This window comes from Tepidimonas thermarum (genome assembly GCF_007556705.1).
GTDB classification, from domain to species: domain Bacteria; phylum Pseudomonadota; class Gammaproteobacteria; order Burkholderiales; family Burkholderiaceae_C; genus Tepidimonas; species Tepidimonas thermarum.
On record NZ_VJOL01000060.1, the window covers coordinates 1 to 14,054 of the forward strand.

Genomic DNA, 14,054 nt, shown 5'->3' on the forward strand with positions numbered 1-14,054 from the left:
ACACATAGTGGTCGGCCGGAAAGCTGCGGAACTCGCCCGTCAACGGCAGCACGACATTGATCTTCTCGCCCTCGGCCAGCGGGAACATGTTGACGATTGGGCGCCCGCGCGAGCCGCGCCCGCCGGCTGCCCAGCCGCCCGCCAATCCACAGGCCAGCCCCGCCCTGCTGGCGCTGCGCCAACAAATCGACGCCATCGACCAGCAACTGCTGCGGCTGCTCAACGAGCGGGCGCGCATCGCCCAGCAGGTCGGCGAGGTCAAACGGGCCGAGGGCTCGCCCTTTTTCCGGCCGGACCGCGTGGCGCAGGTGATCGCCAACATCGAGGCCGCCAACCCCGGGCCGCTGCACAACCGCCATGTCGCCGCCATCTGGCGCGAAATCATGTCCGCCTGCCTGGCGTTGGAGGCGCCCATGCGCGTCGCGGTGCTCGGCCCCGAAGGCACGTTTTGCGAACAGGCCGCCATCGAATACTTCGGCAGCGCGGCCGAATGGATCCACTGCCCCAGCTTCGATGAGGTCTTTCACGCCACCGCGGCGGGCACGGCGCAGTTCGGCGTCGTCGGCGTGGAAAACTCCACCGAGGGCGTGGTGGCCCGCTCGCTGGACCTGTTCCTGCGCTCGCCCGTGCACATCGTGGGCGAAATCAGCCTGCTGGTGCGCCACAACCTGCTGCGCCAAGTGCCCAGCCTGGACGGTATCGAGGTGGTGATGGCGCACCCGCAGGCGCTGGCGCAGTGCCAGGGCTGGCTGTCCACCCACCTGCCACACGCCGAGCGGCGCGCCGTGGCCAGCAACGCCGAGGGCGCGCGGCTGGCCGCAACCAACCCCGCCTGGGCCGCGCTTGCCAGCGAGCGCGCGGCGGCGCAGTACGCGCTGCACATCGTGGCCCATGCGATCCAGGACGAGGCCTACAACCGCACCCGCTTTGCCGTCATCTGCCTGCCGCAGACCATGGCGATGCCTGCGGCCAGCGGGCGCGACTGCACCAGCATCGTGGTGTCGGTACCCAACCGGCCGGGTGCCGTGCACGATCTGCTCAAGCCCCTCAAAGCGCATGGCGTGTCGATGACGCGCTTCGAGTCGCGCCCGGCCAAGTCCGGCCAGTGGGAGTACTACTTCTACATCGACATCGCCGGCCACCCGTCGCAGCCCCACGTGGCGGCGGCCTTGAGCGAATTGCAGGGCTTGTGCGCGTTTTACAAGATGCTGGGCGCCTACCCCATCTCGGAGTGAGGAGATGATGGCGCCCTCCCCCGAACACGACACGGCCACCGGTGCCCCGTTGCCACCGCTGGTCCCCTTCGAGCAGCTGGCCGTCATCGGCTGCGGTTTGATGGGCGGGTCGTTTGCGCTGGCGCTCAAAGCCGCCGGGCTGGTGCAGCGCGTGGTGGGCTATGCGCGTTCGCCGCACACGCTGGCGCGCGCCCGGGCCCTGGGGGTGATCGACGTGGAGGCCCCGTCGGCGCTGCTGGCGGCCTCCGGCGCCGACCTGGTGCTGGTGTCGGTGCCCGTCGCGGCCACCGGGCAGACGCTGCGCGCCATCCAACCCCTCATCGGCCCGGACACGCTGGTGATGGACGTGGGCTCGACCAAGGGCGACGTGGTGGCAGCCGCCCGCGCCGCCCTGGGCGAGCGCATCGGCCACTTCGTGCCGGCCCACCCCATCGCGGGCAAGGAGCGCGCCGGGGTGGAGCACGCGAGCGCCGACTTGTACCGCGGCTGCCAAGTGATCCTGACCCCGACCGCCGACACCGACCCCGCGTACACCGAACGCGCGCGCGCGCTGTGGCAGGCGCTGCAGGCGCGCGTGCGCCTGATGGCACCCGAGGCGCACGACGCGGCCTACGCCGCCGTCAGCCACCTGCCCCATCTGCTGGCGTTTGCCGCGATGCGCGCGCTGGCGCAGCAGCCGCAGGCTGCTGAATTTTTGGCGCTGGCCGGCCCGGGATTTCGCGATTTCACGCGCATCGCCGCCAGCGACCCGGAGGTCTGGCGCGACATCCTGCTGGCCAACGCCGCGCAGGTGCGCGCCCAGGCGCAGCAGTTCCGCGCGGCGCTGGATACCTTTGAGGCCGCGCTTGACGCCGGCGACAGCGCCGGCCTGCGCGAGTTGATCGCCGACGCCAGCCGCGTCCGCACCCAATGGGCCGCCGGTGCTTACAGCGCCGCCCCGTCACCCCAGAACCCATGTACCGCACCGCTTTCCTCGACATCCCCCCGCTGAGGCGCGCCGGCGGCCGCGTGCGCCTGCCGGGCTCCAAGAGCATTTCCAACCGCGTGCTGCTGCTGGCGGCGCTGTGCGACGGGGTCACGCGCATCGAAGACCTGCTCGACTCCGACGACACGCGGGTGATGCTGGACGCGCTCGCCGCGCTGGGCTGCGGGCTCGAGCGCTTGGGGCCGACCACGGTGCGCGTGCGCGGGCTGGGGGGACGGCTGGCGGCGCGGGAGGCACGCCTGTTCCTGGGCAACGCGGGCACGGCCATGCGGCCGTTGACGGCGGCGCTGACGGTGCTGGCGGCGCTGCAGGGCGGGCGCTTCGAGCTCTCGGGCGTGCCGCGCATGCACGAGCGCCCGATTGGCGACCTGGTCGATGCCTTGCGCCAACTGGGTGGCACCATCGAGGAACTGGGCCAACCCGGCTACCCGCCGCTGGCGGTGGGCAGCCCTCAGCCGACGCCGTTGCGGCTGGACGCCCCGATCCGCGTGCGCGGCGACGTCTCGAGCCAATTTCTGACCGCGTTGCTGCTGGCGCTGCCGTTGGCCGCACAGGAGCGCCCGATCACCATCGAAGTGGTGGGCGAGCTCATCTCCAAGCCGTACATCGACATCACCCTGCGGCTGCTGGCGCGCTTTGGCGTGCAGGTGCAGCGCGACGGTTGGGCGCGCTTTACCATCCCCGCCGGGGCGCGCTATGCGACGCCGGGCACCATCCACGTCGAGGGCGACGCGTCTTCGGCGAGCTATTTCATCGCGCTGGGCGCCCTCGCCGCCACGGACCAACCCGTGACCATCGAAGGCGTGGGGCTGGATTCCATCCAGGGCGACATCGCCTTTGTGGACGCGGCGCGGGCGATGGGCGCGCGGGTGGAGGGTGAACCCAACCGCTTGCACGTGTGGCGCGGCGCCTGGCCGCTGCGCGCGCTCGACCTGGATTGCAACGCCATCCCCGACGCCGCCATGACCCTGGCCGTCATGGCGCTCTACGCCAACGGCCCAACCACCCTGCGCCACATCGGCAGCTGGCGCGTCAAAGAGACCGACCGCATCGCCGCCATGGCCACGGAGTTGCGCCAGCTTGGCGCCCGTGTCGAAGAAGGGCCGGACTGGCTGCGTGTGCACCCTCTTGGGGCGGATGGCAGCGGCTGGCGCGCCGCCGCGTTGCGCACCTACGACGACCACCGCATGGCCATGTGCGGGTCGCTCGCCGCCTTCAACCCGGCGCGGCTGCCGGTGCGCATCCTGGACCCGCAGTGCGTGGGCAAAACCTTCCCTGATTACTTCGAGACGCTTTGGTCGGTGGTCGAGGCAGAGCCGGCGGACATACCCGTCATTTGCATCGACGGGCCAACGGCTTCGGGCAAAGGCACGCTGGCAGCGGCGGTGGCCGCGCGTCTGGGCTACCACGTGCTGGATTCGGGGGCGCTGTACCGCGTGGTCGGCCTGGCGGCCGAGCGTGCCGGCCTGGCCACCGACGAGGCGGCGCTGGCCGACCCGGCGCACGCCGAGCGCGTGGGCGCGCTGGCCGCGCAGCTGCCGGTGCGCTTTGCCGACGGGCGCATCTGGCTGGGCGACGACGATGTGACCGACGCGGTGCGCAGCGAGGCCGCGGGCATGGCGGCGTCGCGCGTGTCGGCGCTGCCCGCCGTGCGTGCCGGCCTGCTGGCGCTGCAGCGGGGATTCCGGCGCCTGCCCGGGCTGGTGGCCGATGGCCGCGACATGGGCACGGTGATCTTTCCCGATGCGCCACTCAAGGTTTTTTTGACCGCCAGCGCCGCCACGCGCGCCCAGCGCCGCTATGAGCAGTTGATTTCGCGCGGCGAAACTGCTAGTATAGATAGTCTTTTGGCCGACTTGGAGGCGCGCGACGCGCGCGATCGCACGCGGGCGGTGGCGCCGCTAGAGCCGGCCCAGGACGCGCAGCTGCTCGACAACTCGGCACAGACCATCGACGCATCGGTGGCCACCGTGTTGGCGTGGTGGCAGCGCTGCCGGCCGTTTGGCGATCGGGATCGTCCGACCCACGCCGAACCCCGGCACTGAAAGGCCCCGCTGGCGCCGCCGAACCGATGGTTCGCACGCCAGTGGGTTCATCAACCCACCGCCCGACGCCCGTTCGGGTGATACAACCCACCGCCGCCGGTCCCGGACGACCGCGGCACCCAGGAAACTGCATGTCTGAATCGTTTGCCGCCCTGTTCGAAGAGTCGCTCAAGCGCGCCGAGATGCGCGCCGGCGAGGTCATCACCGCCGAGGTGGTGCGCATCGACCACAACCACGTGGTCGTCAACGCCGGGCTCAAGTCCGAGGCCTACATCCCGCTGAGCGAGTTCAAGAACGACCAGGGGGAGCTCGAGGTCCAAGTCGGTGACTTCGTCGCCGTCGCCGTCGAAGCCGTCGAAAACGGCTATGGCGACACCATCCTCTCGCGTGACAAGGCCAAGCGCCTGGCGTCGTGGATGGCGCTGGAAAAAGCGCTGGAATCGGGCGAATTCGTCACCGGCACCACCACCGTCAAGGTCAAGGGTGGCCTCAAAGTCATGGTCAACGGCATCAGCGCGTTCCTGCCGGGCTCGCTGGTCGACACCCGCCCCGTCAAGGATCTGACGCCTTACGAGGGCAAGACCATGGAGTTCAAGGTCATCAAGCTCGACCGCAAGCGCAACAACGTGGTGCTGAGCCGTCGCGCGGTGATCGAAGCCTCGATGGGCGAAGAGCGCGCCAAGCTGCTCGAGACGCTCAAGGAAGGCGCGATCGTCACCGGCGTGGTCAAGAACATCACCGAATACGGCGCCTTCGTGGACCTGGGCGGCATCGACGGCCTGCTGCACATCACCGACATGGCCTGGCGCCGCGTGCGCCACCCGAACGAGGTGGTGCAAGTCGGCCAGGAAGTCACCGCCAAGGTGCTCAAGTTCGACGCCGAGCGTCAGCGCGTCTCGCTGGGCCTCAAGCAAATGGGCGATGACCCGTGGCTGGGCGTGGCGCGCCGCTACCCGGCCGGCACGCGCCTGTTTGGCAAGGTCACCAACATCGCCGACTACGGCGCCTTCGTCGAGCTCGAGCCCGGCATCGAGGGCCTGGTGCACGTGTCCGAAATGGACTGGACCAACAAGAACGTGGCGCCGAACAAGGTCGTCTCCATCGGCGATGAGGTCGAGGTCATGGTGCTCGACATCGACGAGGACAAGCGCCGCATCAGCCTGGGCATGAAGCAGTGCAAGCCCAACCCGTGGCAGGAGTTTGCCGACACCCACAAGCGTGGCGACAAGGTCAAGGGCCCGATCAAGTCGATCACCGACTTCGGCGTCTTCGTCGGCCTGGAGTCCGGCATCGACGGCTTGGTGCACCTGTCCGACCTGTCGTGGAACGAGCCCGGCGAGGTGGCCGTGCGCAACTACAAGAAGGGCCAAGAGGTCGAGGCCGTGGTGCTGGGCGTGGACGTCGAGCGCGAGCGCATCAGCCTGGGCATCAAGCAGCTGGACGCCGATCCGTTCACGACGTTCGTGTCCATCCACGACAAGGGTGCCACCGTCACCGGCACGGTCAAGAGCGTCGATGCCAAGGGCGCCGAGATCGACCTGGGTCAAGACATCGTCGGCTACCTGCGCGCCAGCGAAATCTCGCGTGACCGCGTCGAGGATGCGCGCAACGTGCTCAAGGTGGGCGACGAGGTCACGGCCGTGATCGTCAACGTGGACCGCAAGAACCGCAACATCCAGCTCTCGATCAAGGCCAAGGACGCCGCCGACCAGCAAGAGGCGATGGCCAGCCTGAGCCAGAGCTCCGGCAACGCCGGCACCACCAACCTGGGCGCGCTGCTGCGCGCCAAGCTCGACGGTCAGAACAACTGATCCCGCATGCACCGTCCGGCCCCGCCGGACGCTTGCGACGAACGAGCAACGCCCGGCGTGACCCGCCGGGCGTTTTGCATGGATGGGGACAACCGCGCTGCCGGGTGCCGCCGCGGCTGGGCATAATCGCGGCATGAACCGCAGCGACCTCTTCGATGCCCTGGCCGAGCACTACCCCCACCTCACGGCGGCCGACGCGCAGGCCGCCGTCAAGATCTTGCTGGAAGCGATGACCGAGAGCCTGGTCGCCGGCCAGCGCATCGAAATCCGCGGCTTTGGCAGCTTTGCCGTGCACGAGCGCGCCGCCCGTGCGGCACGCAACCCACGCACCGGCGAAACGGTGTCCGTGCCGCCCAAGCGGGTGGCGCATTTCAAGCCCGGCAAGGCCCTGCGGGAGGCGGTCGATGCCGCCGCCCGGGAGCGCCCATGAAGGTGCTGGGCTGGCTGCTCAAGGCAGCCGTCTTCATCCTCATCTTCGCGCTGGCGCTCAACAACCAGGCGCCGGTACGGGTGCACGGGCTCTTTGGCGCCCAGTGGGAAGCCCCCCTGGTGCTGGTGCTGCTGTTGGTGCTGTTCGCGGGCGTGGTGCTGGGCATGGCGGTGATGGCGCCGCTGTGGTGGCGCGCGCGTCGCGCGGCGCGCGCGCCGCAGCCCCCTGCCCCCGCGCAGCCCGCCCCCACAGCACCGGACGAACCCCCACATGGCATTTGACCTGTCCTGGCTGCTGTGGGCGTTGCCGCTGGCGTTTGCGCTGGGCTGGCTGGCTTCGCGTTTCGATTTGCGCCAGTGGCGGCTGGAGGGGCGCCAGGTGCCGCGCGCCTATTTCCGCGGGCTCAACCACCTGCTCAACGAACAGCAGGACCAGGCGATCGATGCGTTCATCGAGGCGGTCCGGCACGACCCCGACGCCGCCGAGCTGCACTTCGCGCTGGGCGGGTTGTTCCGCCGCCGCGGCGACTACGACCGCGCGGTGCGCGTGCACGAGCACCTGCTCGCACGTGCCGACCTGCCAGCGCGCGAGCGCGAGCGCGCCCAGCACGCGCTGGCCTTCGACTTTTTGAAAGCGGGGCTGCTGGACCGCGCCGAGGCCGCGTTCACGGCGCTGCTGGGCACGCGCTACGACACCGACGCGCGCATTGCCCTGCTGGGCATCTACGAACGCTCCCGCGACTGGGCGCGCGCGGCCGAAATGGCCGAACGGCTCGAAGGCAGCGACCGCGGGAGTTTTCGGCTGCGGCTGGCGCACCACCGCTGTGAACAGGCGGCGGCGTTGCGCCAGCAGGGCCGCACCGCCGAGGCGCTGGCGTTGCTCGAATCGCTGGTGGCCCACGTGCCCGAATCCGCGCGTGCCTGGGTCGCGCTGGCGGAGGTGCGCGAGTCGTTGGGCGAGCTGGAGGGCGCGCTGGCGGCGCTGGAGGCCCTGGCCACGCACTGCCCGGCCCATGTGCCGCTGATCGCGCACAGCCTGGCGCAGTGGTCGCTGCGCGTGGGCAGCGCGGAACGTGCGCGCCAGCCCCTGGCCGCGTGGGCCGCCCAGCACGAGCCCTCGCTGGACGTCACACAGGCGCTGGCGACGTTGGAACCCGATGCCCAGCGCGGGCGCCGGCACTACCTGGAACACCTGCGCGCCGAGCCGTCACTGGTGGCCGCGACGTTGTGGCTGGCCGGCGTGCCGTTGGGCAGCGCCGACGAGGAAGCGCTGGTGCGGCGCGCGCTGGAGCGTGCTGGCGAACCGCTCAAGCGCTACCGCTGCGCCGCGTGCGGATTCGAATCGCGGCAGTATTTTTGGCACTGCCCCGGCTGCCAGGGCTGGGACACCTACCCCCCGCGCCGCGTCGAAGAGTTGTGACGCCGCGCGGCCGGCGCCAGGCCGCGCCGCGCTCAGCTGGCCACGACGGATTCGAGCAACTTGTCGTCCACGATGCGATAGAGCCGGCCGAGGCGGTCCAGCGGCTCGATGGCGCCGGCGCGCACCAGGGCGTTGATCTCGCGGCTGACCGTCTCGAGCTTGAGGTCCATCATCGCCCCCATGTCCTCGCGCGAGAACAGGGTCACCACCGCTGGGTCGGTGGCGTGGCGCATCTTGAGGATGAAGCTGGCCACGCGCTGGCGCGCGGTGCCGAAATTGAGCGCGGCGAGCCAGTCGTCCGCCTCCTTGAGCGCTTGCTGCCACTTCTGCAGCAGCCGCCAGTGCAGGCGCGGCGAATTCTGCGCCAGCCGGTGGATCACGTCGGTCGGGATGCGGCACAGCGCGGCCTCGGTCAGCGCCGTGGCCTCGCTGTCGTAGCGGCAGGTGGCCAGCGCTTCCAGGCCGACCACGTCGCCGGGGCGCAGCACGCGCAGCACGCGCTGGCGCCCGTCGGGGGTGTAGCGCACCAGTTTGATCAGGCCGCGGCGCAGGGTGAAGACGCCAAACGCAGACTCCCCTTCGCGGTACAGCGTTTGCCCCGCGCCGTAGACGAGGTCGTCGATCGGCGCGTGGATGAGGTTGAAGTCTTCCTCGTTGAGGTCGGCAAACAACACCATGTCGCGGATGCCACAGCTCTTGCAGTCGGCCGTGCCGCGCCACGCCGACTCGGTCTTGATCGGGATCATGGGGCTATTGTCCCCCGCTTACCGCCCCGTGTTCCCTCCGCGCCGAAAAAAACCAGGTGCTGCGCTCACGCCATCAGGCCACGCGCGGGGCCAGCTCGCCGCGGTCGTAGCGCTTTTGCATCGCCTCCAGACTGTAGACCTTGCCGATCTTGCTGGCCATGCCGGCGCTGCCAAACGCCTCGTAGCGCGCTTTGCAGATGCCGCTCATGGCCTTGGTGGCCTCCTTGAGGAATTTGCGCGGATCGAAGTTCTTGCGGTCCTCGGCCAGGTGCTTGCGGATCGCGCCCGTCGAGGCCATGCGCAAGTCGGTGTCGATGTTGACCTTGCGCACGCCGTGCTTGATGCCCTCGACGATTTCCTCCACGGGCACGCCGTAGGTCGTGCCCATGTCGCCACCGTAGGTGTTGATGATGGCCAGCCAATCCTCGGGGACGCTGGAGCTGCCGTGCATCACCAGGTGCACATTGGGAATGCGGGCGTGGATCTCTTTGACACGGTCGATGCGCAACACCTTGCCGGTGGGTTTTTGCGTAAATTTGTAGGCGCCATGGCTGGTGCCGATCGCAATGGCCAGCGCGTCCACCTGCGTCTTTTGCACGAAGTCGGCCGCCTCGTCGGGGTCGGTCAGCAGCATCGAGTGGTCGAGCTCCCCCTCGGCGCCGTGGCCATCCTCCTCGCCGGCCTTGCCGGTTTCCAGGCTGCCCAGGCAACCCAGCTCGCCTTCCACGGACACGCCGCAGGCATGCGCGATGTCCACCACCTGACGCGTGACGCGTACGTTGTACTCGTAGCTGGCCGGGGTCTTGCCGTCTTCGAGCAAGCTGCCGTCCATCATCACCGAGCTAAAACCCGACTGAATGGAGCGCATGCACACACCCGGCGAGGCACCGTGGTCCTGGTGCATGCAGATGGGGATGTGCGGGTACATCTCGATGGCCGCGCCGATCAGGTGGCGCAGGAACGGCTCGCCCGCATACGAGCGCGCGCCCGCCGACCCCTGCAGGATGACCGGGCTGTCCACCGCGTCGGCCGCCTGCATGATGGCGTGCACCTGCTCCATGTTGTTGACGTTGAAGGCGGGCAGACCGTAGCCATGCTCCGCGGCATGGTCCAGCAGTTGGCGCAAGGTGATGAGTGCCATGGGATTGCTCCTGAGACGAGTGAGAGAAGGGTCGGCGGTGGGCGCCGGGCGGTGGCGCCGTGTTTGGGGCGCCTCCACCCGGCCGCGGCATCACCCGCGGGCGCGACGGGCCAGCACCTCGAAGGCCGGCAGCGTCTTGCCTTCGAGCACCTCCAGGAATGCGCCACCCCCGGTGGAGATGTAGCCCACCTGTTGCTCGATGCCGTACTTGGCGATGGCGGCCAGCGTGTCGCCGCCGCCGGCGATCGAAAACGCGCTCGAGCGCGCGATGGCCCGCGCCACCGTTTCGGTGCCGTGGGCAAAGGCGTCGAACTCGAACACGCCCAGCGGCCCGTTCCACACGATGGTGCCGGCCTGCGTCAGCCGCTCGGCCAGACGTGCCGCGGTGCGCGGGCCGATGTCGAGGATCATGTCGTCGGGCCCGACGTCGCGCGCGTCCTTGACGGTGGCCGGGGCGTCGGCGGCAAAGCGCGGGGCGACCACCACATCCTCGGGGATCGGCACCTGGGCGCCGCGCGCCGCCATGGCTTGCATGACGGCCTGCGCCTCGCCCACCAGGTCCGGCTCGGCCAGGCTTTTGCCGATGGGCAGGCCCGCTGCCAGCATGAAGGTGTTGGCGATGCCGCCGCCCACGATGAGGCCATCGACCTTTTGGCTCAGCGACTGCAGGATGGTCAGCTTGGTGCTGACCTTGGAGCCGGCCACGATGGCCACCAGCGGGCGCGCGGGCTGCTCCAGCGCGCGCGTGAGCGCGTCGATTTCGGCCGCCAGCAGCGGGCCGGCGCAGGCGATGGGGGCGTATTCGGCGATGCCGTAGGTGCTGGCTTCGGCGCGGTGCGCGGTGCCAAACGCGTCGTGCACGAAGATGTCGCACAGTGCCGCCATGCGGCGCGCCAGCGCCGGGTCGTTTTTCTTCTCACCGACGTTGAGGCGGCAGTTTTCCAGCAGCACCACCTGCCCAGGCGCCAGCGCGAAGCCGCCATCGACCCAGTTGGCGATCAGCGGCACGGGCTGGCCGAGCAGCTCGGCCAAGCGCGCCGCCACCGGCGCCAGCGAGTCCTCGGGCCGACATTGCCCCTCGGTGGGACGGCCCAGGTGCGACGTGACCATGACGGCCGCCCCGGCATCGAGCGCCATGCGGATGGCCGGGACCGAGGCGCGAATGCGGGTGTCTTCGGTGATGTGCCCCTGGCCGTCGAGCGGCACGTTGAGATCGGCGCGGATGAAGACGCGCTTGCCGCGCACCTCGCCACGCTCGCACAAGTCGGAAAAACGAACAAATTCCACGGTTGGGATTCCTCAAGCGATGGTCAATGCTGGCCCACGTGCTGCACGAAACGCAGCATGTTGCACGTGTAGCCATATTCATTGTCGTACCACGCCACCACCTTGACGAAGGTTGGATCCAGCGCGATGCCCGCCTCGGCATCGAAAATCGACGGCATCGGGCAGCCGCGGAAGTCCGTCGAGACCACCTTGGCATCGGTGTAGCCCAGCACACCGCGCAGCTCGCCTTCGCTGGCGGCCTTCATGGCGGCGCAAATCGCCTCGTAGCTGGTGGCGCGGCTGAGCTCCACGGTCAAGTCCACCACCGACACGTCCGACGTCGGCACCCGAAACGCCATGCCGGTGAGCTTGTGGTTGAGTTCGGGCAGCACCACGCCAACGGCCTTGGCCGCGCCGGTCGAGCTGGGGATGATGTTTTCCAGGATGCCGCGGCCGCCGCGCCAATCCTTGCTGGAGGGACCGTCCACCGTTTTTTGCGTGGCGGTGGCGGCGTGCACCGTGGTCATGAGGCCGCGCACGATCCCAAAGTGGTCGTGCAGCACCTTGGCCACCGGGGCCAGGCAGTTGGTGGTGCACGACGCGGCGGAGACGATGCGCTCGCCGGCGTAGCGCGTGTGGTTGACCCCGTAGACGAACATCGGTGTGGTGTCTTTGGACGGGGCCGACTGCACGACCTTGCGCGCACCGGCCTCGAGGTGCTTCTGGCAGCTCTCCTGGGTCAGGAACAGGCCGGTGGACTCGACCACGACATCGACCCCCACGTCCCCCCAGCGCAGTTGGGCTGGGTCTTTCTCGGCCGTCAGGCGGATGCGCCGCCCGTTGACCACCAGGTGCTGGCCATCGACCTCGACCTGGCCGCGAAAGCGCCCGTGCACCGAGTCGTACTGCAGCATGTAGGCCAGGTAGTCGGGCTCGAGCAGGTCGTTGATGGCGACGATTTCGACGTTTTGAAACTCGGCCTCCTGGGTGGCGGCACGCAAAACCATGCGGCCGATGCGTCCGAAGCCGTTGATGCCAATGCGCAGTGTCATACCAATCTCCTCTGTCAAACGGTAAAGGGGGCCGCGGCGGTGCCCAGCACGGCGGGGGCCAGCGCCGACAGGTCGGGGATCACGCGGTCCGGGCCGCAGGCGGCGATCGGCTCGCCCATGTTGTAGCCGTAGGGCACCGCCCACACCGCCACGCCCGCGTGGCGGGCGGTGGCGACGTCGATCGACGAATCGCCCACCAGCAGGCAGCGCTCGCGCGGGACGGCGTAGCGCAGCAAGCAATCCTCGATGGCCAACGGATTCGGCTTTTTGACCGGCAAGGTGTCGCCGCTGATGACGCGGTCGAACAGTGCCGTCAGCGCGTGCGCCTCGAGCACCGGGTGGGTGTAGCGCGCCTCTTTGTTGGTAAGCACGACCAGGTGCACCCCTTGCGCGCGCAACGCCTGCAGCGTCTCGCGCACGCCGGGATAGGGCCGGCTGCGCGTGCCGCAGCGGCGCAGGTAGTGCGTGCCAAACGTGGCTTCGATGGCGCCAAACCGTGGGTCGGCGCGCACCGCATCCGCCGGCTGGCCCCAGCGATGGGCCAGGGCCTGGACCAGCAGCTCGCGCGTGCCGTGACCGATCCAGCGGTCCACCTGCTGCTGCTCCACGGGCGCCCATCCGCAGGCTTGCAGCGTGTCGTTGACGGCGTCGGCAATCTCCGGCGCGGTCTCGACCAGGGTGCCGTCGAGGTCGAACAGGATGAGGTCGAAGGGGTAACCGGTGCTCATGCCGCGCACTCCGCGCCTGTGCCAAGCACCGCCCGCACCGCATCGGCCACGTGGGCCGCCGTCAAGCCAAAGTGGGCGTACAAGGCCGGCGCCGGGGCCGACTCGCCAAAGCGGTCGATGCCCACGACGCGCCCGCGCCGCCCGACGTACTTGCGCCAGAAATCCGGGTGCGCGGCTTCCACCGCCACCGCGGGCATGTCCGGCGGCAACACGGCATCCTGGTAAGCGGCGTCTTGGCGGTCGAACACGGTGGTGCTGGGCATGGACACCACGCGCGTGGGCACGCCCGCGTCGGCAAGCAGCGCCTGCGCCTGCAGCGCGATCGAGACTTCCGATCCGGTGGCCAGGATGACCGCGCGCGCGCCCGCCATGTCGCGCAGCACGTAGCCGCCGCGCGCCGCACCATCGGCATGGGCACGCTGCGTGACCACCGGCAGGTTTTGGCGCGACAGGCACAGCGCGCTGGGGCCGTCGCGCCGCTGCAGCGCGGCGGCCCAGGCCACCAACGTCTCCAGCGCATCAGCGGGGCGCCACACGTCCAAGTGCGGGATGAGGCGCAGGCTGGGCACGTGCTCGACGCTTTGGTGCGTGGGGCCGTCTTCGCCCAGGCCGATGGAGTCGTGCGTGAAGACGTGGATGACGCGCTGCTTCATGAGCGCGGCCATGCGGATGGCGTTGCGGCTGTAGTCGCTAAAGGTCAGGAAGGTGCCGCCGTAGGGGATGTAGCCGCCGTGCAGGGCGATGCCGTTCATGATCGCGGCCATGCCAAACTCGCGCACACCGTAGCTGAGGTGGTTGCCCCAACGGTCGCGCCCGGCGATCACACAGCCCTTGAAATTGGTCAGGTTGGAGCCGGTCAGGTCGGCGCTGCCGCCAAAGAGCTCCGGCACCAGGGGTGCCAGCGCGTCCAACGCCAGCTGGCTGGCCTTGCGCGTGGCCACCGCGTCGGTGCGCGCTGCGGCAGCGTCGAGCAGCGCTGGCAATTGCGCGGCCAGCGCAGGCTGGAGTTCGCCGCGCATGCGGCGCTCGAACGCCGCCGCCAGCGCCGGGTGCGCGGCGGCGTAGGCGTCAAAGCGCCGCTGCCAGGCGGCCTCGGCGGCGGCGCCGTGGGCGCGCGCGTCCCAGGCGGCGTAGAGCTCGGCCGGGATCTCGAACGGCGGGTACGGCCAATCCAGCGCCTGCCGCGTCGCGGCCAC

Annotated in this window: 13 protein-coding genes; 7 read left to right on the forward strand and 6 right to left on the reverse strand. The window is 69.7% G+C overall.

Annotated features, from left to right (window positions below):
• Positions 1–86 precede the first annotated feature (86 nt).
• The 7 genes from pheA to lapB all read left to right on the forward strand — a co-directional run bounded on the left by pheA (position 87) and on the right by lapB (position 7,925).
• On the forward strand, positions 87–1,235 hold the full coding sequence (gene pheA / locus Tther_RS11615) for a prephenate dehydratase (RefSeq protein ID WP_143904041.1): 1,149 nt from the start codon (positions 87–89) through the stop codon (positions 1,233–1,235).
• A 7-nt stretch (positions 1,236–1,242) separates the two neighbouring features.
• Positions 1,243–2,226 (forward strand): prephenate dehydrogenase, encoded by a 984-nt coding sequence (locus tag Tther_RS11620; protein ID WP_143904067.1) that lies wholly within the window; start codon positions 1,243–1,245, stop codon positions 2,224–2,226.
• The gene (locus Tther_RS11625; RefSeq protein ID WP_143904044.1) at positions 2,190–4,265 is read left to right on the forward strand and encodes a bifunctional 3-phosphoshikimate 1-carboxyvinyltransferase/cytidylate kinase; all 2,076 of its coding nucleotides are present in this window, start codon (positions 2,190–2,192) and stop codon (positions 4,263–4,265) included. Before Tther_RS11620 ends, Tther_RS11625 begins: the two co-directional genes overlap by 37 nt.
• Positions 4,266–4,396: 131 nt before the next feature.
• Entirely contained in the window at positions 4,397–6,076 is a 1,680-nt protein-coding gene (gene rpsA, locus Tther_RS11630) for a 30S ribosomal protein S1 (protein ID WP_143904047.1), read from the forward strand.
• A 133-nt stretch (positions 6,077–6,209) separates the two neighbouring features.
• The gene (locus Tther_RS11635; RefSeq protein ID WP_143904049.1) at positions 6,210–6,506 is read left to right on the forward strand and encodes an integration host factor subunit beta; all 297 of its coding nucleotides are present in this window, start codon (positions 6,210–6,212) and stop codon (positions 6,504–6,506) included.
• Positions 6,503–6,787 carry a lipopolysaccharide assembly protein LapA domain-containing protein gene (locus Tther_RS11640; protein ID WP_143904051.1) on the forward strand — a complete coding sequence of 95 codons (285 nt, stop codon included), beginning with the start codon at positions 6,503–6,505 and terminating at the stop codon, positions 6,785–6,787. The genes Tther_RS11635 and Tther_RS11640 overlap by 4 nt, the downstream gene beginning before the upstream one ends.
• Positions 6,777–7,925 (forward strand): lipopolysaccharide assembly protein LapB, encoded by a 1,149-nt coding sequence (gene lapB / locus Tther_RS11645; protein ID WP_143904053.1) that lies wholly within the window; start codon positions 6,777–6,779, stop codon positions 7,923–7,925. The genes Tther_RS11640 and lapB overlap by 11 nt, the downstream gene beginning before the upstream one ends.
• Positions 7,926–7,957: 32 nt before the next feature.
• Here lapB and Tther_RS11650 read toward each other — a convergent pair whose 3' ends face one another.
• From Tther_RS11650 to Tther_RS11675, 6 genes are all read right to left on the reverse strand, one after another.
• A complete protein-coding gene (locus Tther_RS11650; RefSeq protein ID WP_143904055.1) occupies positions 7,958–8,671 on the reverse strand; it encodes a Crp/Fnr family transcriptional regulator in 714 nt (237 codons plus the stop codon).
• A 73-nt stretch (positions 8,672–8,744) separates the two neighbouring features.
• Positions 8,745–9,812 (reverse strand): class II fructose-bisphosphate aldolase, encoded by a 1,068-nt coding sequence (gene fba / locus Tther_RS11655; protein ID WP_143904057.1) that lies wholly within the window; start codon positions 9,810–9,812, stop codon positions 8,745–8,747.
• 90 nt (positions 9,813–9,902) lie between these two features.
• Positions 9,903–11,099: a phosphoglycerate kinase gene (locus Tther_RS11660; protein ID WP_143904059.1), complete on the reverse strand. Its 1,197-nt coding sequence runs from the start codon at positions 11,097–11,099 to the stop codon at positions 9,903–9,905.
• Between the two features lie 23 nt (positions 11,100–11,122).
• Entirely contained in the window at positions 11,123–12,130 is a 1,008-nt protein-coding gene (gap, locus tag Tther_RS11665) for a type I glyceraldehyde-3-phosphate dehydrogenase (RefSeq protein ID WP_143904061.1), read from the reverse strand.
• Positions 12,131–12,144: 14 nt separating this feature from the next.
• Positions 12,145–12,858: an HAD-IA family hydrolase gene (locus Tther_RS11670; RefSeq protein ID WP_143904064.1), complete on the reverse strand. Its 714-nt coding sequence runs from the start codon at positions 12,856–12,858 to the stop codon at positions 12,145–12,147.
• The coding region (locus Tther_RS11675; protein WP_281280187.1) for a transketolase-like TK C-terminal-containing protein at positions 12,855–14,054 on the reverse strand (1,200 nt) is incomplete at its 5' end. The genes Tther_RS11675 and Tther_RS11670, both read right to left, overlap by 4 nt.